At 54.4% G+C, this 20,705-nt stretch carries 23 protein-coding genes; 16 read left to right on the forward strand and 7 right to left on the reverse strand.

Going from position 1 to position 20,705, the window contains the following annotated elements; genetic code table 11:
* Positions 1–51: 51 nt before the first annotated feature.
* From rfaQ to coaD, 7 genes are all read left to right on the forward strand, one after another.
* Positions 52–1,119 (forward strand): putative lipopolysaccharide heptosyltransferase III, encoded by a 1,068-nt coding sequence (rfaQ, locus tag ENTMO_RS0101150; RefSeq protein WP_010426401.1) that lies wholly within the window; start codon positions 52–54, stop codon positions 1,117–1,119.
* Positions 1,119–2,246 (forward strand): glycosyltransferase family 4 protein, encoded by a 1,128-nt coding sequence (locus ENTMO_RS0101155; RefSeq protein WP_010426403.1) that lies wholly within the window; start codon positions 1,119–1,121, stop codon positions 2,244–2,246. Before rfaQ ends, ENTMO_RS0101155 begins: the two co-directional genes overlap by 1 nt.
* Positions 2,247–2,248: 2 nt before the next feature.
* Positions 2,249–3,346, forward strand: coding sequence for a glycosyltransferase (locus ENTMO_RS0101160; protein WP_029484913.1), 1,098 nt, complete (start codon positions 2,249–2,251; stop codon positions 3,344–3,346).
* A gap of 14 nt (positions 3,347–3,360) precedes the next feature.
* Positions 3,361–4,350, forward strand: a complete 990-nt coding sequence (locus ENTMO_RS0101165) for a glycosyltransferase (protein WP_010426408.1) — start codon at positions 3,361–3,363, stop codon at positions 4,348–4,350.
* Between the two features lie 66 nt (positions 4,351–4,416).
* Entirely contained in the window at positions 4,417–5,691 is a 1,275-nt protein-coding gene (gene waaA / locus ENTMO_RS0101170; protein ID WP_010426410.1) for a lipid IV(A) 3-deoxy-D-manno-octulosonic acid transferase, read from the forward strand.
* A complete protein-coding gene (locus ENTMO_RS0101175) occupies positions 5,691–6,461 on the forward strand; it encodes a glycosyltransferase family 2 protein (RefSeq protein ID WP_010426413.1) in 771 nt (256 codons plus the stop codon). Before waaA ends, ENTMO_RS0101175 begins: the two co-directional genes overlap by 1 nt.
* Positions 6,462–6,464: 3 nt before the next feature.
* Positions 6,465–6,944: a pantetheine-phosphate adenylyltransferase gene (gene coaD / locus ENTMO_RS0101180; protein ID WP_010426415.1), complete on the forward strand. Its 480-nt coding sequence runs from the start codon at positions 6,465–6,467 to the stop codon at positions 6,942–6,944.
* Positions 6,945–6,946: 2 nt separating this feature from the next.
* Here coaD and mutM read toward each other — a convergent pair whose 3' ends face one another.
* The 4 genes from mutM to radC all read right to left on the reverse strand — a co-directional run bounded on the left by mutM (position 6,947) and on the right by radC (position 9,139).
* Positions 6,947–7,756, reverse strand: coding sequence for a bifunctional DNA-formamidopyrimidine glycosylase/DNA-(apurinic or apyrimidinic site) lyase (mutM, locus tag ENTMO_RS0101185; protein ID WP_010426416.1), 810 nt, complete (start codon positions 7,754–7,756; stop codon positions 6,947–6,949).
* Between the two features lie 72 nt (positions 7,757–7,828).
* Positions 7,829–7,996 (reverse strand): 50S ribosomal protein L33, encoded by a 168-nt coding sequence (rpmG, locus tag ENTMO_RS0101190; RefSeq protein ID WP_003024094.1) that lies wholly within the window; start codon positions 7,994–7,996, stop codon positions 7,829–7,831.
* A 22-nt stretch (positions 7,997–8,018) separates the two neighbouring features.
* On the reverse strand, positions 8,019–8,255 hold the full coding sequence (gene rpmB, locus ENTMO_RS0101195) for a 50S ribosomal protein L28 (RefSeq protein WP_002436699.1): 237 nt from the start codon (positions 8,253–8,255) through the stop codon (positions 8,019–8,021).
* A 218-nt stretch (positions 8,256–8,473) separates the two neighbouring features.
* Positions 8,474–9,139 carry a RadC family protein gene (gene radC, locus ENTMO_RS0101200; RefSeq protein ID WP_010426422.1) on the reverse strand — a complete coding sequence of 222 codons (666 nt, stop codon included), beginning with the start codon at positions 9,137–9,139 and terminating at the stop codon, positions 8,474–8,476.
* Between the two features lie 173 nt (positions 9,140–9,312).
* On the opposite strand from radC, the gene coaBC reads away from it, so the two are divergent.
* The 3 genes from coaBC to slmA all read left to right on the forward strand — a co-directional run bounded on the left by coaBC (position 9,313) and on the right by slmA (position 11,677).
* On the forward strand, positions 9,313–10,524 hold the full coding sequence (gene coaBC / locus ENTMO_RS0101205; RefSeq protein ID WP_010426424.1) for a bifunctional phosphopantothenoylcysteine decarboxylase/phosphopantothenate--cysteine ligase CoaBC: 1,212 nt from the start codon (positions 9,313–9,315) through the stop codon (positions 10,522–10,524).
* Complete coding sequence (dut, locus tag ENTMO_RS0101210) at positions 10,502–10,960, forward strand: dUTP diphosphatase (RefSeq protein WP_015570042.1); 459 nt, start codon at positions 10,502–10,504, stop codon at positions 10,958–10,960. The genes coaBC and dut overlap by 23 nt, the downstream gene beginning before the upstream one ends.
* A gap of 120 nt (positions 10,961–11,080) precedes the next feature.
* On the forward strand, positions 11,081–11,677 hold the full coding sequence (slmA, locus tag ENTMO_RS0101215; protein WP_010426428.1) for a nucleoid occlusion factor SlmA: 597 nt from the start codon (positions 11,081–11,083) through the stop codon (positions 11,675–11,677).
* An 83-nt stretch (positions 11,678–11,760) separates the two neighbouring features.
* Here the strand turns inward: slmA and pyrE are convergent, their stop codons facing one another.
* Positions 11,761–12,402, reverse strand: coding sequence for an orotate phosphoribosyltransferase (pyrE, locus tag ENTMO_RS0101220; RefSeq protein WP_010426430.1), 642 nt, complete (start codon positions 12,400–12,402; stop codon positions 11,761–11,763).
* A gap of 67 nt (positions 12,403–12,469) precedes the next feature.
* Complete coding sequence (rph, locus tag ENTMO_RS0101225) at positions 12,470–13,186, reverse strand: ribonuclease PH (protein ID WP_010426431.1); 717 nt, start codon at positions 13,184–13,186, stop codon at positions 12,470–12,472.
* A 125-nt stretch (positions 13,187–13,311) separates the two neighbouring features.
* On the opposite strand from rph, the gene ENTMO_RS0101230 reads away from it, so the two are divergent.
* Entirely contained in the window at positions 13,312–14,175 is an 864-nt protein-coding gene (locus ENTMO_RS0101230; protein ID WP_010426433.1) for a YicC/YloC family endoribonuclease, read from the forward strand.
* A gap of 205 nt (positions 14,176–14,380) precedes the next feature.
* Complete coding sequence (locus tag ENTMO_RS0101235; RefSeq protein ID WP_010426435.1) at positions 14,381–14,998, forward strand: trimeric intracellular cation channel family protein; 618 nt, start codon at positions 14,381–14,383, stop codon at positions 14,996–14,998.
* A 2-nt stretch (positions 14,999–15,000) separates the two neighbouring features.
* Here ENTMO_RS0101235 and ligB read toward each other — a convergent pair whose 3' ends face one another.
* Positions 15,001–16,671, reverse strand: coding sequence for an NAD-dependent DNA ligase LigB (gene ligB / locus ENTMO_RS0101240; RefSeq protein WP_010426437.1), 1,671 nt, complete (start codon positions 16,669–16,671; stop codon positions 15,001–15,003).
* Between the two features lie 251 nt (positions 16,672–16,922).
* Here ligB and gmk point away from each other — a divergent pair, with 251 nt between their 5' ends.
* The 4 genes from gmk to trmH are packed head-to-tail and all read left to right on the forward strand — an operon-like array spanning position 16,923 to position 20,704.
* Positions 16,923–17,546: a guanylate kinase gene (gene gmk, locus ENTMO_RS0101245; RefSeq protein WP_010426438.1), complete on the forward strand. Its 624-nt coding sequence runs from the start codon at positions 16,923–16,925 to the stop codon at positions 17,544–17,546.
* A gap of 54 nt (positions 17,547–17,600) precedes the next feature.
* Positions 17,601–17,876 (forward strand): DNA-directed RNA polymerase subunit omega, encoded by a 276-nt coding sequence (gene rpoZ, locus ENTMO_RS0101250; RefSeq protein ID WP_000135058.1) that lies wholly within the window; start codon positions 17,601–17,603, stop codon positions 17,874–17,876.
* 19 nt (positions 17,877–17,895) lie between these two features.
* Positions 17,896–20,010: a bifunctional GTP diphosphokinase/guanosine-3',5'-bis pyrophosphate 3'-pyrophosphohydrolase gene (spoT, locus tag ENTMO_RS0101255; RefSeq protein WP_010426441.1), complete on the forward strand. Its 2,115-nt coding sequence runs from the start codon at positions 17,896–17,898 to the stop codon at positions 20,008–20,010.
* Positions 20,011–20,014: 4 nt separating this feature from the next.
* Positions 20,015–20,704, forward strand: a complete 690-nt coding sequence (gene trmH, locus ENTMO_RS0101260) for a tRNA (guanosine(18)-2'-O)-methyltransferase TrmH (protein WP_010426443.1) — start codon at positions 20,015–20,017, stop codon at positions 20,702–20,704.
* Position 20,705 lies beyond the last annotated feature (1 nt).

Consider the following 20,705-nt stretch of genomic DNA (forward strand, 5'->3'; position numbering starts at 1 on the left):
GCAAGTCGCTACCAGGTCTATTAGAATTGCCAACAGTACAACGCCGATAAGATGATGATGAATAACTTACCTGACACGCCTGATTTGCGCATTTTACTGATCAAACTTCGCCATCATGGTGACATGTTACTCACCACTCCCGTCATCGATTCGTTACGCCAAAAATGGCCTGAGGCGCAAATCGACGTGCTTCTTTATGAAGAGACACGCGATATGCTCGCCGCGCACCCGGCGATCGGCACAATTTATGGTATCGATCGCAAATGGAAGCAGTTGGGCACGCTGAAGCATCTCCAGAAAGAGTGGCAGCTGCTTAGCACATTAAGAAGACAGCATTATCACCTGGTGATTAACCTTGCCGATCAGTGGCGCAGCGCCATCGTCACGCGCTTCACCGGTGCCCCGGTTCGCCTCGGGTTTGCCTTTAATAAGCGCAAGAGTGCATTCTGGCGGTTTTGTCATACCAATTTGGTCTCTGTCGCGAATCACCCGTCCCTGCACACCGTTGAGCAAAACCTTTCCGTCCTGTCAGCGCTGCCGGTTGACCCAAAACCCGCCGTCACCATGGCTTATCGCCCGGATGACTGGCAACACGCACACCACCTCTTAACGCAAAAAGGTGTAGGTGAGCGATACATCGTGATTCAACCCACGTCGCGCTGGTTCTTCAAATGCTGGGATGAAGGAAAGATGGCGCAAACCATCACCGCCCTGCAGCAGGAAGGCCACACCATCGTTCTCACGGCTGGCCCGGATAAAAAAGAGATGGCAATGATCGATCGCATTCTCGCTACCTCACCGAAAACGGGTGTCGTCTCGCTGGCAGGTCAATTGACGCTGCGTCAACTGGCATCCCTTATCGATCATGCGCGTCTGTTTATCGGCGTGGATTCCGTGCCGATGCATATGGCCGCGGCGCTTCAGACACCCTGTGTGGCGCTGTTTGGCCCCTCAAAGCTGACGTTCTGGTCTCCGTGGCAGGTCAACGGGGAGGTTATCTGGGCCGGTGACTACGGCCCGCTCCCCAATCCGGACGCCATTGATACCAGCACCAAAGAACGCTATCTCGACGCCATTCCCGTGGATGCTGTCGTCTCCGCTGCAAAGAGATACCTGTAATGAAACACCATCGCCTGGCGATTGTTCGCCAAAAATATCGCCCTGATGGCGGAGCGGAACGTTTCGTCTCCCGCGCGCTGACGGCGTTAAGCAATCAAAATCTTGAGCTCAACGTTATCACCCGCGAATGGCAGGGAGAAAAGCAGGACGACTGGCATATCCACATTTGTGACCCGCGCAAGTGGGGACGCATCAGCCGCGAACGCGGTTTTGCGCATGCCGCCCGCACACTGTGGCAGCAGCAGCAATTTGATATTGTACAAAGCCACGAGCGTATCCCGGGCTGCGACATTTACCGCGCAGGCGATGGCGTTCATCGCCGCTGGTTGCTGCAGCGTGCGCGGATCCTGCCCGCCTGGCGCGCACAAATGCTCATGCACGATCGCTACCACCGTTACGTGATGAATGCCGAACGTGAAATGTACCAGGCTCCTGAGTTAAAAGCCGTTATCTGTAATGCTGAGATGATCAAACGCGAAATCGTCGAAGACTTTGATATTGACGCAAAAAAGATACATGTGATTTATAATTCAATTGATTCCAGCCGCTTCGTTCCGGCCGAGGAAGCACAGCGTGCCACGCTGCGTCAGCAGTTTGGTCTACCAACCCACGCCGTTGTGTTTTGCTTTGTAGGCTCAGGATTTGAACGAAAGGGGTTAGCCAGCGCCATACGCGCTATCGCGGGAACAGCGGCGTGGCTGATTGTGGTTGGGCAGGATAAAGCGGAAAATCGTTATCGTGAACTCGCCCGTTCACTCGGCTGTGAAGGGCAAATCCGTTTCCTGGGGATGCAAAAAGAGACGTTGCCATTTTACCAGCTATCCGATGGTTTACTGCTGCCAACGCTGTATGATCCCTTTCCTAACGTTATTCTTGAAGCGATGGCCTGCGGTTTACCTGTCATTACTTCAGAGAGTTGCGGCGGAGCCGAATTTATTGAGCAAGGCAACAACGGATTTTACTGTGACGCACTTGATATCAACACATTGAAGGAGGCAGTAGCCGCCATTCCTTCTCTGGAAAAGAATAACAATATGGGGCTAGCGGCACGTGAACGTGTAAAAGAGGCCACCCCCGAAAAACTATCAAGTCAGCTTATTTCGCTTTATCAAAAATTACTGGATTAAAAATGCGCATCCTAATGATTATTGATGGTTTACCCGGTGGAGGAGCTGAAAAAACAGTTCTTACACTTTCCAGCGGATTGATCGAAATGGGACATCAGGTCTCCCTGTTCTCCCTGCGGAAAGTGTGCGACTACGCCATCCCGGAAGGCATCGATTTTCAGGTTATTCAGGATACGTGCAAAAAGCCGTGGCGGAAGCTGACGGAGATCCCGCGCCGCGCCCGACTGCTGGATAATGCGATTAAGCAGGCTGAACGCAGTGGAAAATTTGATGTGGTGTTCTCCCACCTGCATAAAACTGACCGCATCGTGGCGCACTGCCGCGCACTGGAACGCGATAAAGTCTGGTTCTGCGTACATGGCATGTTCTCGTTCTCCTATCTGCGCCATCGCAGCGGTCTTTCGCGCTGGTTTAAACATTATAAGATTCGTCATACCTACGAAAATCGCAATGTTGTGGCCGTCTCAGCCGCCGTGTTGAAAGACCTCTCGGAAACGCTGGCAATCGATCTTCGTCGCCAGGCAGTTATCCATAATCCTTTCGATATTCCAGAAATCCAGCGTCTGGCGGACGAACCCTATGAGATGCAGGGACAGGATTACCTCATTCACGTCGGCCGCTTCCACGAGCACAAACGTCATGATCGTCTCTTACGCGCCTTTGCGCTGAGCCAGATAGAGACAACACTGGTCATGATGGGAAATGGCGCCGATGCTAAAATTCAAAAACTAAAACAGCTGGCTACCGAGCTGGGCATTGAAAACAAAATTGTTTTCCGTCCATTCCAGCCCAATCCCTATCCATGGATCAAAGGCGCACGCCTCTTAGTGTTAAGCTCTGACTGTGAAGGTTTTGGTAATGTATTGGTCGAATCCATTATCTGTCAGACACCGCCCGTCAGTACAAACTGTCCGGGTGGACCCGCTGAAATTCTCACAGGCGACTTAGCGCGCGGGCTGACAGCATTAAATGATGAGTCACTGGCAAAAACGCTGGCAGATATCTATGCCTCTCCGCCAGTCGTTGATCGCGCAACGATCGCATCGTTCGGCATCAATGCTATCTGCCAGCAATATATTGCTTTGGTCGACAATCCATAATAATCAGGTTTCTTATGCAAAATTCAGCGCCATTATTAAGCGTGGTGGTTGCCGTTTATAACGGTGAAGCGTTCCTGGATCAGTTCTTTACCTGCCTTGTCAATCAACGCATCGACAGTATGGAAGTCATCATCGTTAATGACGGCTCCACTGACCGCTCGATGGAGATCGTCGACAACTGGCGAGAAAAGCTGCCGCAGCTGCAGGTCATTGAGCAGCAAAACCAGGGTGTCTCCATCGCGCGGAATAGCGGTCTGGCCATCGCGACGGGTCAATATCTTTCCTTCCCGGATATTGATGATGTCTTCAAACCTGGCATGTATCAGCATCTGCTGGATATGGCCGTTACGCAGGATCTGGACGTCGCCACCTGTAACGGGAACTACGTCTGGGAAAATAATAAAAAACCCTCGCGCCCGATTTTCCCTGAGGACAAACTGGCCTCGACAGGCGTGATGACTGGCGCGGCGTGGTTAAAGATGGCGCTGGATTCTCGTAAGTTCCTCCACGTCACCTGGTTGAATATCTATCGCCACGACTTTATCCGTAAACACAGTTTCCATTTCGAACCCGGCCTGCGCCATCAGGATATCCCGTGGACGACTGAAGTGCTGCTCGCGGCAGAGCGGGTGCAGTACACCAGTGAACGTTATTATGACTACTACATTCACTCCGCATCGGTGTCCCATATGCCGGACAATGACGACACGCTCATTCGCTCGGCGCGCCATTACATGAAAATCCTGCAGATGCTTGATGCCATCAATCAGCGCTACCCGGATAAAGTGAAAGGTATCCCGGCCTGCCACTGGCAAATCGCCAAAGAGGGACTAGGGATTATTCACACCTTCGACAATATGAAGGATGAGAAGAAGAAATCCATGATTATTAAAGAGTTCTTCGAAACGGGCATCTGGAAACTCATCTGGAAAAGTGCAAAAAGTCCGCGTTTGCGCTGGCGACTGGGCCGCCGTTACTTCCGCTTAAAGCGGTATCTGGCATAAGAGATAGCTTTACCTGGCTTAAATGCTTAGAATTTGCCCGCCGAAACTAAAAAAACGGATAATCGATTGGAATTGTTGTATACCGCCCTGCTCTATCTCATTCAGCCACTGGTGTGGCTGCGACTGTTGCTTCGTAGCCGTAAAGCTCCCGCGTATCGAAAACGCTGGGCTGAACGCTATGGCTACTGCCGTAATAAAGTTGCCCCGGACGGTATTTTGCTCCATTCCGTTTCAGTTGGTGAAACGCTGGCGGCTATCCCGCTGGTTCGCGCCCTGCGTCACCGATACCCGTCACTGCCGATCACCGTCACGACCATGACGCCCACCGGCTCTGAGCGTGCGTTATCCGCTTTCGGAAAAGACGTGCATCACGTCTATCTGCCTTACGATCTGCCCTGCGCCATGAACCGTTTCCTGAATACCGTTCGCCCGAAACTGGTGATCGTGATGGAAACCGAGCTGTGGCCGAATATGATTTCTGCCCTCCATGCCCGTAAGATCCCGTTGGTTATCGCTAATGCCCGTCTGTCTGAGCGCTCGGCGAAAGGGTACGGCAAGCTGGGCAAATTTATGCGTCGCCTTCTGAGTAAAATCACCTTGATTGCGGCGCAAAATGAAGAAGATGCGGCGCGCTTCATCGCGCTAGGCCTGAAACGCAACCAGCTTGCGGTAACGGGCAGCCTTAAATTCGATATTTCCGTCACGCCTGAACTCGCCGCCCGTGCGATCACGCTGCGTCGCCAGTGGGCCCCGCGACGTCAGGTCTGGATTGCGACCAGCACCCACGACGGCGAAGAAGAGATCATCCTCCAGGCGCACCGTAAGTTGCTGGAAACATTCCCTGATTTACTGCTTATCCTCGTGCCTCGCCATCCTGAGCGCTTCAAAGATGCCCGCGATATGGTGCAAAAAGGGGGTTTCAGCTACACCCTGCGCAGCAGCGGTGAGATCCCTTCCGGCAGCACTCAGGTAGTGATTGGCGATACGATGGGCGAGCTGATGCTTCTATACGGCATTGCTGACCTCGCCTTTGTCGGCGGCAGCCTGGTCGAGCGCGGCGGTCATAACCCACTGGAACCGGCAGCACACGCCATTCCGGTGCTGATGGGACCGCACACGTTTAACTTCAAAGATATCTGCGCGAAATTGCAGCAGGCCGATGGTTTAATTACCGTGACCGACGCGGATTCGGTGGTCAAAGAGGTGTCTACCCTTCTGACTGACGAAGATTATCGCCTGTGGTACGGGCGTCATGCCGTCGAAGTGCTGCACCAGAACCAGGGCGCACTGACCCGTCTGCTGCAGCTTCTGCAACCTTATCTGCCTCAGCGGAGCCACTAATGTCAACGCGTCTGTCGGTCGTGATGATCGCCAAAAACGCCGCCGACCTGCTTCCGGACTGCCTGGCCTCCGTCGCCTGGGCTGATGAAATCGTCATCCTGGACTCCGGCAGCACGGACAACACGGTAGATGTCGCCCGCGCGGCGGGCGCAAAAATCTATACCAATACTGACTGGCAAGGTTATGGCATTCAGCGCCAGCGCGCGCAGGAATATGCCACCGGCGATTATGTGTTAATGCTCGACACTGACGAACGCATCACGCCAGAACTGCAGCAGGCTATTCAAACGGTGCTTTCCTCGCCTCAGCCAGGTGCGGTATACAGCATTGCCCGCCGCAACTACTTTCTTGGCCGCTTTATGCGCCACAGCGGCTGGTACCCTGACCGCGTGATGCGCCTCTACGAGCGCGAGCGGTATCAGTACAACGACAATCTGGTCCATGAATCCCTGCGCTGCGATAGCGCCCAGGTCATCCCCCTGACGGGCGATTTGCTGCACCTGACCTGCCGTGATTTCGCGAGCTTCCAGCGTAAACAGCTCAACTATGCCACTGCATGGGCGCAGGAGCGTCACCAGCGCGGCAAGAAGGCCTCGCTGACGGGTATCTTCACCCACACACTGGGCGCGTTTCTGAAAACGCTGCTGCTGCGCGGCGGCGTGCTGGACGGTAAACAGGGCTGGTTACTCGCAGTGGTCAATGCCCAGTATACTTTCAACAAATACACCGAGCTGTGGGCGCTCTGCCGCGGCTACTCTGAGAAAACGTGAGCCATGAGCACAAAAGCGATTTATCCGGGTACCTTCGATCCGATTACCAACGGTCATGTTGATATCATCACCCGTGCGGCATGCATGTTCGACAAGGTGATCCTGGCGATTGCCGCCAGCCCCAGCAAGAAGCCGATGTTTGACCTGAACGAGCGCGTTACGCTCGCCACCGATGCCATTTCGCATCTGCCGAACGTTGAGGTGGTTGGGTTTAGCGACCTGATGGCTAACTTCGCCCGCGCTCAGCAGGCAAACATTCTGATCCGGGGTTTACGCGCGGTAGCAGACTTTGAGTATGAAATGCAGCTGGCGCACATGAACCGCCATCTGATGCCAGAGCTGGAGAGCGTGTTCCTGATGCCCTCCAAAGAGTGGTCGTTTATCTCTTCCACGCTGGTAAAAGAGGTGGCGCGTCATCACGGCGCCGTCACCCCCTTCCTGCCGGTTAACGTCCACCCGGCCTTGATGGAAAAGTTAAAGTAACGCTATTTCTGGCACTGACGGCAATAGAACGTGGCGCGCTGGGCGTGCTTCGTGGCAATAACTGGCGTCCCGCAGGCTCTGCACGGTTCACCCTTACGGCCATATACCTGCAGCTCCTGGGCAAAATAGCCCGGCTTCCCGTCGCTTTGCAGGAAGTCCTTCAGCGTAGTCCCGCCCTGCTCAATAGAGCGCAGCAGCACCGCTTTAATCACTCTGACCAGCAATTCGCACTCTTGCGCCGACAGCGAAGAGGCCAGCCGATCGGGATGGATCCCGGCCGCAAACAGCGATTCGCTAGCGTAAATATTCCCCACGCCGACCACCAGCTTGTTATCCATCAGCCAGGGCTTAATCGGGGTCTTTTTCTTTGCGCACTTCTCTTTCAGGTATTCCGCATTAAACGCATCTGACAGCGGTTCAGGCCCGAGATGCGCCAGCACGTTGTGCCCTTCCAGCTCCTTCGTCCACAGCCATGCGCCAAAACGCCGCGGGTCGGTGTAACGCAGCACTTTGCCGTTGCTCATCACCAGGTCAACGTGATCGTGCTTTTCCGCAGGCAGCTCTTCAGTAAGGATGCGCAGGCTCCCGGACATCCCCAGATGGATAATAATCCAGCCGTCAGGCAGCTCCAGCAGCAGGTACTTGGCACGACGCTGCACGCTAAGGACGGGTTTGTCACTTAACGCGTGGATCTCATCGGACACCGGCCAGCGCAGACGCCCATTACGGACAACTGCGTGAAGAATGGTTGCGCCGACCAGATGGGGCTCAATGCCGCGACGGCTGGTCTCTACCTCAGGTAATTCAGGCATGGTTCCTCCGTTGAGATGCAGAATGCAAAAAACCCCGCAGATGCGGGGTTTTTCAATACAAGGAGACTAAAATTATTTGATTTTAGCTTCTTTGTACAGTACGTGCTGGCGTACAACTGGATCGAATTTTTTCAGTTCCAGTTTTTCCGGCTTAGTACGTTTGTTCTTCGTGGTGGTGTAGAAGTGACCTGTACCAGCAGAAGAAACCAGCTTGATTTTCTCGCGAATACCTTTAGCCATGATTTATTTCCTCTTTAAGTACTTAGTACTTTTCGCCACGGGCACGCAGTTCGGACAGAACTGTATCGATGCCTTTCTTATCAATAACACGCATACCTTTAGCAGATACACGCAGGGTGACAAAACGCTTCTCGCTCTCAACCCAGAAACGGTGAGAGTGCAGGTTCGGCAGGAAACGGCGTTTAGTCGCGTTCAGTGCGTGGGAACGGTTGTTACCGGTCACCGGACGCTTGCCAGTAACTTGGCAGACTCGGGACATGTCTATTCTCCAAAAATCAAATTAGCTCGAGCTTCGTATGGGGTATCGGCGCCTCGTCAGGCTTTACAGCCCGGTCATCGCATAGTTCTAAGTGAACTCTCGATTGCCAGGCCCAAATGCCAAACCCGAGATTCTCAAAGGTGGCGTAGTATACGCTGACTCGGCGGTGTGCTCAAGTCCCGAACAGACAAAGATCCCGATGGATCGCGAGAAAGGGTCTAAATCCAACCACGTTCCGCAAAAGAAATGTACTCTCCGCGGCCAATTATCAGATGGTCCAGCACACGAATGTCCATGAATTGACAGCATTTGATAATGCGCTCGGTGATTTCTTTGTCCGCTCTGCTCGGTTCTGCACAGCCAGAGGGGTGATTATGCGCGAGGATCACGCCGGCTGCATTCACTTTTATCGCTTCCCGCACAATTTCTCGCGGATAAACCTCTACGTGGGTCAAGGTTCCAGAGAAAAGGTGAGTGTGTTTCAACACCCGGTTCTTATTGTCGAGAAAGATCACCATGAAGATCTCCCGCTCCATATCTGACAGCTGGCTTTGCAGGAATTCGCGGGTCATCGCCGGGGTAAGGATCGGATCTTCCTCCTCCATACGGACATTGTAAAAACGGCGGGCAAGTTCAGCAATCCCCCTCAACTGGGCATATTTCGCCACGCCAATCCCCTCAACCTGCGCAAACGCTGCCAGATCGGCGGTCAGCAAACCATGCAGTGAACCGAAATGTTCTATCAGCTCTTTTGCCAGCGTAAATACCGTTTTCCCCTGCGTACCCGTACGCAAAAAGAGCGCCAGCAGCTCATCGTCTTTTAACAAGGTGACGCCATATCGCAGCAGTTTTTCGCGCGGTAGCAGCAGTTCCGTCTCTTCCATGCCCAGCCTCCTTCTGTTTGCCATCATGCTGCCACAGGCCAATCCGGGGCTCGACGCTGACTTTTCGTTCTTGCGTAACGCCTCGCAAAGTGAACGAAGGACAAAATCACCCCGTTTTTGTGATTGTGATAAAATGCCCGCTCTCTGGTGAAACCCAACAGGAAAGAATCATGATGAGCCTGGCCGGTAAAAAAATCGTTCTTGGCGTAAGCGGCGGTATTGCAGCCTATAAAGCGCCGGACCTGGTGCGTCGTCTACGCGAGCGCGGGGCAGATGTGCGGGTCGCGATAACCGAAGGTGGCAAAGCCTTTATCACGCCTCTGAGCCTGCAGGCTGTCTCGGGGTACCCGGTATCCGACAGCCTGCTTGACCCTGCTGCAGAAGCGGCGATGGGCCACATTGAGCTTGGGAAATGGGCAGATCTGGTGATTCTTGCCCCCGCCACGGCCGATTTGATTGCCCGCGTGGCGGCGGGCATGGCGAACGATCTGGTCTCGACCATTTGCCTCGCGACACCTGCGCCAGTCGCCGTCGTGCCCGCTATGAACCAGCAGATGTACCGTAATGCAGCCACCCAGCACAATCTGGAGACGCTGGCATCACGCGGCCTGCTTATCTGGGGCCCGGACAGCGGCAGCCAGGCGTGTGGCGATGTTGGCCCAGGTCGTATGCTGGACCCGCTGACGATTGTTGATATGGCTGCAGCCCATTTTTCGCCTGTCAACGATCTGCAACATCTCAACATCATGATTACCGCGGGCCCCACGCGCGAACCGCTGGACCCGGTGCGTTACATCACTAACCACAGCTCCGGCAAGATGGGCTTTGCCATTGCTGCTGCTGCTGCAAAACGCGGCGCGAACGTCACGCTGGTGAGCGGCCCGGTCTCACTGCCGACACCTCCGTTCGTTCAACGCATTGACGTCACCACCGCGTTGGAAATGGAAGCCGCCGTGCAGACCCATGCGCAAAACCAGCAGATTTTTATCGGCTGTGCGGCCGTCGCGGATTATCGGGCAGAGACCATTGCAGACGCCAAAATCAAAAAGCAAGGTGATGAATTAACGATAAAAATGGTGAAAAACCCGGATATCGTTGCTGGTGTCGCCGCACTGAAAAGCCATCGTCCTTACGTTGTTGGGTTTGCCGCAGAAACAAATAATGTGGAAGAATATGCCCGGCAAAAACGTACTCGCAAAAACCTCGATTTGATTTGCGCGAACGACGTATCGCTGGCCACGCAAGGATTTAACAGCGACAGCAATGCACTGCACCTTTTCTGGCAGGATGGAGATAAAGTCTTACCGCTTGAGCGCAAGGAACTCCTGGGCCAACAATTACTGGACGAGATCGTTACCCGTTATGATGAAAAAAATCGACGTTAAGATTCTGGACCCGCGTGTTGGCGAGCAATTTCCGCTGCCGACCTATGCCACCTCCGGCTCTGCCGGTCTTGACCTGCGCGCCTGTCTCGATGACGCCGTAGAACTGGCTCCAGGTGCAACCACCCTGATCCCGACAGGCCTGGCAATTCACATTGCTGACCCGTCTCTGGCGGCGGTGATCCTGCCGCGTTCTGGTCTGGGCCATAAGCATGGCGTCGTACTGGGTAACCTGGTCGGCCTGATCGACTCTGACTATCAGGGTCAGCTGATGGTGTCCGTCTGGAACCGTGGTCAGGACAGCTTCACCATTGAACCGGGCGAGCGTATTGCGCAGATGGTCTTTGTACCGGTTGTGCAGGCAGAATTTAACCTGGTGGCAGACTTCGACGCCACCGACCGTGGCGAAGGCGGCTTCGGCCATTCCGGGCGTAAATAACCGTCCGATAGATACGCATCTCACAGCGCCATAATGCAATAACAAACCGCAAACGTCAGTTTGCGGTCGCTGTGTGGATGCCAGCCTGGCAAGTGCTTATTTTCAGGGGTATTTTGTAACATGGCAGAAAAACAAACCGCGAAAAGGAATCGTCGCGAAGAAATACTTCAGTCTCTGGCTCTGATGCTTGAATCCAGCGATGGCAGTCAACGCATCACTACCGCTAAACTGGCCGCCTCTGTAGGCGTGTCTGAGGCGGCGCTGTACCGTCATTTTCCGAGCAAGACCCGGATGTTCGACAGTCTGATCGAGTTTATTGAAGACAGCCTGATCACGCGCATCAACCTGATTCTGAAAGACGAAAAAGACACCACCGCGCGTCTGCGTCTGATTGTGCTGTTAATCCTGGGCTTTGGTGAACGCAATCCGGGCTTAACCCGTATCCTCACCGGCCACGCGCTGATGTTCGAGCAGGACAGGCTGCAGGGGCGCATTAACCAGCTTTTCGAACGTATTGAAGCGCAGCTGCGACAGGTACTGCGCGAAAAGAAAATGCGTGAAGGCGAAGGGTACACCATCGATGAGACGCTGCTGGCGAGCCAGATCCTGGCGTTTTGCGAAGGGATGCTCTCCCGTTTTGTGCGTAGCGAATTCAAATACCGACCAACGGACGATTTTGACGCCCGCTGGCCGTTAGTGGCTGCTCAGTTGCAGTAACACCGTTGCCGGATGGCGGCTTCGCCTTATCCGGCCTACGAAATACGCAGGCCCGGTAAGCGTCGCGCCATCGGGCAATTCAATTACACGCCGAACTCTTCCCGGTACGCACGTACCGCCGCCAGATGATCCGCCATCTCCGGCTTCTCTTCCAGATAGGCAATCAGGTCTTTCAGGGTGATAATCGACGTCACTTTGCAGCTGTAATCGCGCTCAACTTCCTGAATAGCGGAAATTTCACCGCGACCACGCTCCTGACGATCCAGAGAAATCAGGACGCCAGCAAGCGTCGCACCATTGGCCTGGATAATCTCCATCGATTCGCGGATTGCCGTGCCCGCGGTGATCACATCGTCCACCAGCATGACGCGGCCCTGCAGCGCGCTGCCGACCAGATTCCCGCCTTCACCGTGGGTTTTGGCCTCTTTACGGTTAAAGCAGTACGGCACATCGCGGTCATGGTGTTCAGCCAGCGCCACCGCGGTGGTGGTCGCAATTGGAATACCTTTGTAGGCCGGACCAAACAGCAGGTCGAAATCAATCCCGGAATCCACCAGCGCTTCGGCATAGAAACGGCCTAACAGCGCCAGATCGCGCCCGGTATTAAACAGCCCGGCGTTGAAGAAATAGGGGCTTTTACGCCCGGATTTCAGCGTAAACTCGCCAAACTTAAGTACCTGCTTGTTAAGCGCAAACTCAATAAACTGGCGCTGATACGATTTCATGGATTCGCTCCTTTGGTTTTTCTGTCTTACAGGCAAAAAAAAGGCGACTCATTGGTCGCCTTTAAAATCAATTTTCTAACGCCGCTTTCTGCGTCGTTACGATAGATTCGATTCCCCCTCGGGCCAACGCCAGCAGAGAGAGAAGCTCTTCGTGGGTGAACGGCTCGCCTTCTGCCGTGCCCTGTACTTCAATGATGCGACCGTCTTCAGTCATCACCACGTTCATGTCAGTTTCGGCAGCGGAATCTTCAACGTATTCCAGATCGCAAAGCGCTTCACCGTTAACGATACCCACGGAAACCGCCGCGACCATGCCTTTCATTGGATTGGTTTTCAGCTTACCGGCCGCAACCAGCTTGTTCAGGGCATCCGCCAGCGCCACGCAGGCACCGGTAATGGACGCCGTACGCGTACCGCCGTCTGCCTGAATGACATCGCAGTCCAGCGTGATGGTAAATTCACCGAGGATTTTCAGGTCAACGGCGGCGCGCAGCGCACGCGCGATAAGACGTTGAATCTCCATGGTACGACCGCCCTGCTTGCCCTTCGCCGCTTCGCGGGCGTTACGGGTATGAGTCGCACGCGGCAGCATGCCGTACTCAGCGGTGATCCAGCCCTGACCCTGACCTTTCAGGAAGCGCGGAACGCCTTCTTCGATAGAGGCGGTGCACAGAACCTTCGTGTCACCAAACTCAACCAGCACGGAGCCTTCAGCGTGTTTTGTATAGTTACGGGTCAGGGTGACGGGACGCACCTGATTGGCGCTACGGCCTGATGGACGCATGATGGATTCTCCGGCTTGAAACGAATGTGGCTGCGCATTATACGGATAAAGGACGCTTATTCCTATCCTGAGAAGCCCCCGAAAGCTATAATCCCCCCATCTCTCCTTTAAAAACGGGAATGTCTATGATCCGCAGTATGACCGCCTACGCCCGGCGTGAAATCAAGGGTAGCTGGGGCAGCGCCACATGGGAAATGCGCTCGGTAAACCAGCGTTACCTGGAAACGTATTTCCGTATGCCGGAGCAGTTCCGCAGCCTTGAGCCTGTCGTACGCGAGCGTATCCGTACGCGTCTGACACGCGGCAAAGTGGAATGCAACCTGCGCTTTGAGCCTGATGCCAGCGCGCAAGGCGAGTTGATTCTTAACGAAAAACTGGCGAAACAGCTCGTGAATGCGGCGAACTGGGTCAAAATGCAGAGCGATGAAGGCGAAATCAACCCGGTTGATATTTTGCGCTGGCCTGGCGTCATGGCTGCCGGTGAGCAGGATCTGGATGCCATCGCCGCTGAAATCCTGGCAGCCCTCGACGGCACGCTGGACGACTTTATCGTTGCCCGTGAAACCGAAGGTCAGGCGCTGAAAGCGATGATTGAGCAGCGCCTTGAAGGCGTGAGCACCGAAGTAGCCAAAGTCCGCACCCATATGCCGGAAGTGCTGCAGTGGCAGCGCGAGCGCCTGGTCTCCAAACTGGAAGAAGCGGAAGTTCAGCTGGAAAACACCCGTCTGGAACAAGAGCTGGTGCTGATGGCGCAGCGTGTTGACGTCGCTGAAGAGCTGGACCGTCTGGAAGCGCACGTTAAAGAAACCTACAACATTCTGAAGAAGAAAGAAGCTGTAGGTCGCCGTCTGGACTTTATGATGCAGGAGTTCAACCGCGAGTCGAACACCCTGGCGTCTAAATCTATCAATGCAGACGTGACGAATTCAGCGATTGAGCTGAAGGTGCTGATTGAGCAGATGCGCGAGCAGATCCAGAATATCGAGTAATGCCTTTCGGGTGGTGTCGACTGCACCACCCATTACTATTTCTAATCCGTGCTGATGCTCAATTATCCCACCTTCCGCCCGTCATCAAGCCTATCCAGACAAATGTGATAAAAATTTATAGGGCAAACTAACTCGCCTTAGAAAATCTCAATCGTGATCTTGCGCACAAATCGCTAACCTCCCCCGCGTTCACACCGGAGGGTATATGCTGCTTCACGTTCTTTATCTGATTGGTATCACCGCAGAAGCCATGACCGGCGCGCTTGCAGCCGGACGTCGCCGTATGGACACCTTCGGCGTGATTATTATTGCCACAGCGACCGCGCTGGGCGGCGGTTCCGTGCGCGATATCCTGCTTGGCCATTACCCGCTCGGCTGGGTTAAACACCCTGAGTACGTGATTATCGTGGCGACGGCTGCCGTGCTCACCACCATTGTGGCACCCGTTATGCCCCACCTGCGCCGTCTGTTCCTGGTACTTGATGCGCTGGGGCTGATCGTCTTTTCAATCATCGGTGCGCAAATCGCGCTCGATATGGGTGAAGGGCCGGTTATCGCCACTATTGCCGCCGTGGTCACGGGCGTATTTGGCGGAGTATTGCGTGACATGTTCTGCAAACGTATTCCCCTGGTCTTTCAAAAAGAGCTCTATGCCGGGATCTCCTTTGCCGCAGCGGTACTCTATATCGCCTTGCAGCATTACGTTTCGAACCATGATGTAGTGGTCATCTCGACGCTGCTGTTTGGCTTTACGGCCCGCATGCTGGCGCTACGTCTGAAGCTCGGGCTGCCCGTTTTTCACTACAAGCACAGCGCACACTGATGTCAAAATCCGTTGATGTGCTGTTCAGCGAGCCACTTCGCCAGCACGTCAACCTGAGGCGCGTGCATCCAGTTCATGATTTGCCGCGCTTTCTCCTCTCCAGTTCCCGGCAAGGTTTGCCAGTCGGCAGAGTTTCGCTGGCTCATTGCCTGCCACGATCGCCCATCAATAGCGTTCAGTGTCGATTTGGATAGCGGAACTCCCATCGCGCTAATCCAACGGATAAAAGGTTGTTCCCGTATCTGATTAAAACGATGCCAGAACGCTAGCCCGCGCGCCGCAGAAAACCCCGGTGTGGCCTGAAGCTGCGCCTGTGTTAATAACAGCCATGAAAAGATATGTTCGAAATGATGAGCCTGCCAGAGCGTACGCCAGCCGGACTCCCCTAAACCTTCAATATCCAGCCCCTGTTTAGAACTGAGCCATGTTAGCCGGGCAAAAAACTGCTCCATGCAGTTCGGCGAGGCATAAAAACAGCTTAATGAATGGTACTGCGAGTCAGGAGGCTGCGGTTTTTGTCTGTCCGTCCCTCGCCATACCACCTTATCCAGGCGCGGAATACCCTGTCCGGCGAGACTGATCAGCACCTGATCGCCTTTGGTGAGATCCAGTCTCTGCCAACGCCCAACCGACCCCAGACTGACTCGTCGCACCTGTTTATCATCCAGTCGCACAGGCTCAAGCCCTGCAACGACGGACACCTTGCCTGTTCGTCCTACAGAAAACTGGATATTCTTTACCTCAGCAAGCTGCGAAACAGGAGAATATTTCCACGCGACGACCCAGTTTCCTTCACCAGGCAACCAGCTCTCGCCTGCAGGTTCATCCTCCGAACGCACCACAATGCCATCCGTGGCAAAGGGTAATCCGGTCTCGTGCCAGGCCGCGCGCTGTTTTTCGACGGCATCAACAGATTCGGCGGGAAGCGTATACCGCGCCGAGAGCGAAAAACCGGCTTTAGACAGCTCAACCAACGAAGTCTTCATATCTTTCGGCCCATCCGGCCAGGCCCAGATGAATACGCCGATCTTGCTCAGGAGCGCGTTATCCTTTTGCCGCATCATCGCACCCGCCACCTTTGCGCGAGCGTTCATTCCGCCCATCTGGCTCTGAATGTGGTTGTCGTGTAACCAGAAAAGTTCGCCCTGCAATACGCTATTCGCCAGCGTTCCTGTGAGCTTTTGCGGCACAGACGGGATTAAACGCACCTTCTCGGTCCAGTCTTCCCCTTTTAACCCATTTCCGCGACTGATAGCCTGGATTAACTTTCCGTCACGATAGACCAGCGTTACTGCCACACCGTCTACTTTAGGCTGTATCCAGAGGTTACGTCGGTAACGCATCCACTGTCTTAGTTCCTCTTTGCTGGTCACTTTGTGCACGCCCGTATGGGCAACAGGATGCTTTACGCTCCCCGTCAGCGCGGGGAGTTTCTCTTCTGAAGGCTCGCTGCCAAAACACCGCTGCCACTGGGCTAATCGTGCGTTAAGCTGGTCGTACACGTCGTCATTAACATCGCTCACCCCCTGCTTCCAGTAGGCATCATCCCAGCGTTTGATCTGCGCGCTTAACGACACAATCTCTTTCTCTGCTTTTGCCTGCGACCACACCGGACACACCGCCGCGCCATAGCCACACCACAACACCAGTAATCCGCTTATCCATCGCCACATTGCTACTCCTCCTTTGCGTTGCAGGAGGTATAACCTGACGATCGAGACAACGCTAACGGCAACATGTCACTTTGCGAGGCGCTATCCAGGGTTTCTTTTTATTTCTGCAAACCGCAGGTAAAACCGGAAAACGACACGCAAAAATCAATAATCCAGGGGAAAAAGTGTGACAAAGGCTACGTCACGGTGCGCCGACGTGTATAATAAGCCCGTATGTAGGACTTCTTCGTTAACACATACAAAAGACTCTCATGGCTCAAGGCACGCTTTATATTGTTTCTGCCCCTAGTGGCGCGGGTAAATCCAGCCTTATTCAGGCACTGTTAAAAACCCAACCGTTGTACGACACACAGGTTTCTGTTTCTCACACTACGCGGGCGCCGCGTCCGGGTGAAGTGCACGGTGAACACTATTTCTTTGTAGATCACGACGAGTTCAGAGCGATGATCGGCAGAGACGCGTTTCTTGAACATGCTGAAGTGTTCGGTAACTACTACGGCACCTCGCGTGAAACCATTGAGCAGGTTCTGGCAACCGGCGTAAACGTGTTCCTGGATATCGACTGGCAGGGCGCGCAGCAAATTCGCAAGAAAATGCCTGACTCGCGCAGTATCTTTATTTTACCGCCATCGAAAGATGAGCTGGATCGCCGCCTGCGTGGCCGCGGTCAGGACAGCGAAGAAGTCATCGCTAAGCGTATGGAACAGGCTGTTGCAGAAATGAGCCATTACGCGGAATATGATTACCTTATTGTGAATGATGATTTTGATGCCGCGCTGAGCGATCTCAAAACCATTCTTCGTGCAGAACGCCTGCGTATGAGCCGCCAGAAGCAGCGACATGACGCATTAATCACCAAACTGTTGGCAGACTGAACCCACTTTCAGTATCATGCCCAGTCATTTCTTCACCTGTGGAGCATTTTAAGTATGGCACGCGTAACTGTTCAGGACGCTGTAGAGAAAATTGGTAACCGTTTTGACCTGGTGCTGGTCGCCGCGCGTCGCGCTCGTCAGATGCAGGTAGGCGGTAAAGATCCGCTGGTACCGGAAGAAAACGATAAAACCACCGTTATTGCACTTCGCGAAATCGAAGAAGGTCTGATCAACAACCAGATCCTCGACGTGCGTGAGCGCCAGGAGCAGCAAGAGCAGGAAGCCGCAGAACTGCAGGCCGTAACCGCTATTGCTGAAGGTCGTCGTTAATTAAACCTGCGGGTCGCCCTTGTATCTGTTTGAAAGCCTGAATCAACTGATTCAAACCTACCTGCCTGAAGACCAAATTAAGCGTCTTCAGCAGGCGTATCTCGTTGCACGTGACGCTCACGAGGGCCAGACACGTTCAAGCGGTGAACCCTATATCACGCACCCGGTAGCGGTGGCCTGTATTCTGGCCGAGATGAAACTCGACTACGAAACGCTGATGGCCGCTCTGCTGCACGACGTGATCGAAGATACCCCTGCCACTTATCAGGACATGGAACAGCTGTTTGGCAAAAGCGTTGCCGAACTGGTGGAAGGGGTCTCTAAGCTTGATAAGCTGAATTTCCGCGACAAGAAAGAGGCGCAAGCCGAAAACTTCCGCAAGATGATTATGGCGATGGTGCAGGATATCCGCGTCATTCTCATCAAACTCGCTGACCGTACCCACAACATGCGCACGCTGGGCTCACTTCGCCCGGATAAACGTCGCCGCATTGCCCGTGAAACCCTTGAAATCTACAGCCCGCTGGCGCACCGTTTAGGTATTCATCACATTAAAACCGAGCTGGAAGAGCTGGGTTTTGAAGCGTTGTACCCGAACCGCTATCGCGTGATTAAAGAGGTGGTGAAAGCCGCACGCGGTAACCGTAAAGAGATGATTCAAAAAATCCTCTCGGAAATCGAAGGGCGCTTGCAGGAAGCGGGAATTCCGTGCCGCGTCAGCGGCCGCGAGAAACATTTGTACTCCATCTACTGCAAAATGGTGCTCAAAGAGCAGCGTTTTCACTCGATCATGGATATCTACGCCTTTCGCGTGATCGTCCACGACTCCGACACCTGCTATCGCGTGCTGGGGCAGATGCACAGCCTCTACAAACCGCGTCCGGGTCGCATGAAAGATTACATCGCCATTCCAAAAGCGAACGGCTATCAATCTTTGCACACCTCGATGATCGGGCCACACGGCGTGCCTGTTGAGGTGCAAATTCGCACCGAAGACATGGACCAGATGGCAGAGATGGGTGTTGCCGCTCACTGGGCGTATAAAGAGCACGGTGGCGAAAGCAGCACGACCGCACAAATCCGCGCCCAGCGCTGGATGCAGAGCCTGCTGGAGCTTCAGCAGAGTGCGGGTAGCTCGTTTGAATTTATTGAGAGCGTTAAATCCGATCTCTTCCCGGATGAGATTTACGTTTTCACCCCAGAAGGTCGCATTGTCGAACTGCCTGCGGGCGCAACGCCGGTCGACTTCGCTTACGCCGTGCATACTGACATCGGGCATGCCTGCGTCGGCGCGCGTGTCGACAGACAACCTTATCCGCTGTCTCAGCCGCTCTCCAGCGGTCAGACGGTAGAAATTATTACCGCGCCGGGCGCACGTCCGAACGCGGCCTGGCTGAACTTTGTCGTGAGCTCCAAAGCGCGCGCTAAAATTCGCCAGTTGCTGAAAAACCTCAAGCGTGATGATTCCGTCAGCCTGGGGCGTCGTCTGCTCAACCACGCGTTGGGTGGCAGCCGTAAGCTGGCTGAAATTCCACAGGAGAACGTCCAGCGTGAGCTGGAGCGCATGAAGCTCGCCTCGCTTGACGATCTGCTGGCAGAAATTGGCCTCGGCAACGCTATGAGCGTGGTGGTGGCGAAGAACCTGCAGCAAGGCGACACAACAGCGGTGCCTGCAACGACGCAAAGCCACGGACATCTGCCGATTAAAGGCGCGGACGGGGTGCTGATCACCTTTGCAAAATGTTGCCGCCCAATTCCTGGCGACCCGATTATTGCGCACGTCAGCCCGGGTAAAGGGCTGGTTATCCACCACGAGTCCTGTCGAAACATTCGCGGCTACCAGAAAGAAGCCGAGAAGTTTATGGCGGTCGAGTGGGATAAAGAGACCGCGCAGGAATTTATCACCGAAATTAAGGTGGATATGTTCAACCACCAGGGTGCCCTGGCGAACCTGACGGCAGCGATCAACACGGCCTCTTCCAATATTCAGAGCCTGAATACGGAAGAAAAAGATGGTCGCGTGTACAGCGCCTTTATTCGTCTGACCGCCCGCGACCGCGTGCATCTGGCGAATATTATGCGCAAGATCCGCGTCATGCCGGACGCGATTAAAGTCACCCGAAACCGAAACTAGGTTTATGAATTCACAACGTTATGCACGTATCTGCGAAATGCTCGCCAGGCGTCAGCCTGACCTGACGGTCTGCATGGAGCAGGTGCATAAACCTCATAACGTCTCTGCTATCGTTCGTACCGCAGATGCCGTCGGTGTGCATGAAGTGCACGCCGTCTGGCCGGACGGCCGTATGCGCAATACGGTCTCGGCGGCAGCAGGCAGCAACAGCTGGGTGTCTGTCAAAAATCATCGCACCATTGGCGAAGCCGTATCGCACCTGAAAGGGCGCGGGATGCAGATCCTTGCCACTAACCTGTCCGCTAAAGCCGTAGATTTCCGCGAGATCGACTACACCCGCCCGACCTGCATTTTGATGGGTCAGGAGAAAACGGGGATCTCCCAGGAAGCGCTGGATCTGGCGGATCGGGACATCATCATTCCGATGATCGGCATGGTGCAGTCTTTGAACGTCTCCGTGGCGTCTGCGCTCATTTTGTATGAAGCGCAGCGCCAGCGTCAGAACGCCGGAATGTATGAGCGCAGCAACAGCATGCTGCCGAAAGAGGAACAGCAGCGCCTGCTGTTTGAAGGTGGTTATCCGGTGCTGGCTCGCGTTGCGAAGCAGAAAAAATTGCCTTACCCCCACGTCAACGCGCAGGGCGAAATTGAAGCCGATGCCGAGTGGTGGGCCACCATGCAGTACGCCGGGTAAG

Origin of the sequence: Enterobacter mori LMG 25706, assembly GCF_000211415.1 — a bacterium.
In the GTDB taxonomy this organism is placed as follows: Bacteria; Pseudomonadota; Gammaproteobacteria; order Enterobacterales; family Enterobacteriaceae; genus Enterobacter; species Enterobacter mori.

Excerpts from the sequence above, each read along its gene's own strand:
- ENTMO_RS0101165 (WP_010426408.1), top strand. The coding sequence starts at position 3,361 with ATGCAAAATTCAGCGCCATTATTAAGCGTGGTGGTTGCCGTTTATAAC.
- radC (WP_010426422.1), bottom strand. The coding sequence starts at position 9,139 with ATGGAAGAGACGGAACTGCTGCTACCGCGCGAAAAACTGCTGCGATAT.
- mutM (WP_010426416.1), bottom strand. The coding sequence starts at position 7,756 with ATGCCTGAATTACCTGAGGTAGAGACCAGCCGTCGCGGCATTGAGCCC.
- ENTMO_RS0101235 (WP_010426435.1), top strand. The coding sequence starts at position 14,381 with ATGCTGCTTCACGTTCTTTATCTGATTGGTATCACCGCAGAAGCCATG.
- rpoZ (WP_000135058.1), top strand. The coding sequence starts at position 17,601 with ATGGCACGCGTAACTGTTCAGGACGCTGTAGAGAAAATTGGTAACCGT.
- gmk (WP_010426438.1), top strand. The coding sequence starts at position 16,923 with ATGGCTCAAGGCACGCTTTATATTGTTTCTGCCCCTAGTGGCGCGGGT.
- rpmG (WP_003024094.1), bottom strand. The coding sequence starts at position 7,996 with ATGGCTAAAGGTATTCGCGAGAAAATCAAGCTGGTTTCTTCTGCTGGT.
- ENTMO_RS0101175 (WP_010426413.1), top strand. The coding sequence starts at position 5,691 with ATGTCAACGCGTCTGTCGGTCGTGATGATCGCCAAAAACGCCGCCGAC.
- rpmB (WP_002436699.1), bottom strand. The coding sequence starts at position 8,255 with ATGTCCCGAGTCTGCCAAGTTACTGGCAAGCGTCCGGTGACCGGTAAC.
- pyrE (WP_010426430.1), bottom strand. The coding sequence starts at position 12,402 with ATGAAATCGTATCAGCGCCAGTTTATTGAGTTTGCGCTTAACAAGCAG.
- trmH (WP_010426443.1), top strand. The coding sequence starts at position 20,015 with ATGAATTCACAACGTTATGCACGTATCTGCGAAATGCTCGCCAGGCGT.
- coaD (WP_010426415.1), top strand. The coding sequence starts at position 6,465 with ATGAGCACAAAAGCGATTTATCCGGGTACCTTCGATCCGATTACCAAC.
- ENTMO_RS0101155 (WP_010426403.1), top strand. The coding sequence starts at position 1,119 with ATGAAACACCATCGCCTGGCGATTGTTCGCCAAAAATATCGCCCTGAT.
- ENTMO_RS0101160 (WP_029484913.1), top strand. The coding sequence starts at position 2,249 with ATGCGCATCCTAATGATTATTGATGGTTTACCCGGTGGAGGAGCTGAA.
- slmA (WP_010426428.1), top strand. The coding sequence starts at position 11,081 with ATGGCAGAAAAACAAACCGCGAAAAGGAATCGTCGCGAAGAAATACTT.
- ENTMO_RS0101230 (WP_010426433.1), top strand. The coding sequence starts at position 13,312 with ATGATCCGCAGTATGACCGCCTACGCCCGGCGTGAAATCAAGGGTAGC.
- rph (WP_010426431.1), bottom strand. The coding sequence starts at position 13,186 with ATGCGTCCATCAGGCCGTAGCGCCAATCAGGTGCGTCCCGTCACCCTG.
- rfaQ (WP_010426401.1), top strand. The coding sequence starts at position 52 with ATGATGATGAATAACTTACCTGACACGCCTGATTTGCGCATTTTACTG.
- coaBC (WP_010426424.1), top strand. The coding sequence starts at position 9,313 with ATGAGCCTGGCCGGTAAAAAAATCGTTCTTGGCGTAAGCGGCGGTATT.
- ligB (WP_010426437.1), bottom strand. The coding sequence starts at position 16,671 with ATGTGGCGATGGATAAGCGGATTACTGGTGTTGTGGTGTGGCTATGGC.
- dut (WP_015570042.1), top strand. The coding sequence starts at position 10,502 with ATGATGAAAAAAATCGACGTTAAGATTCTGGACCCGCGTGTTGGCGAG.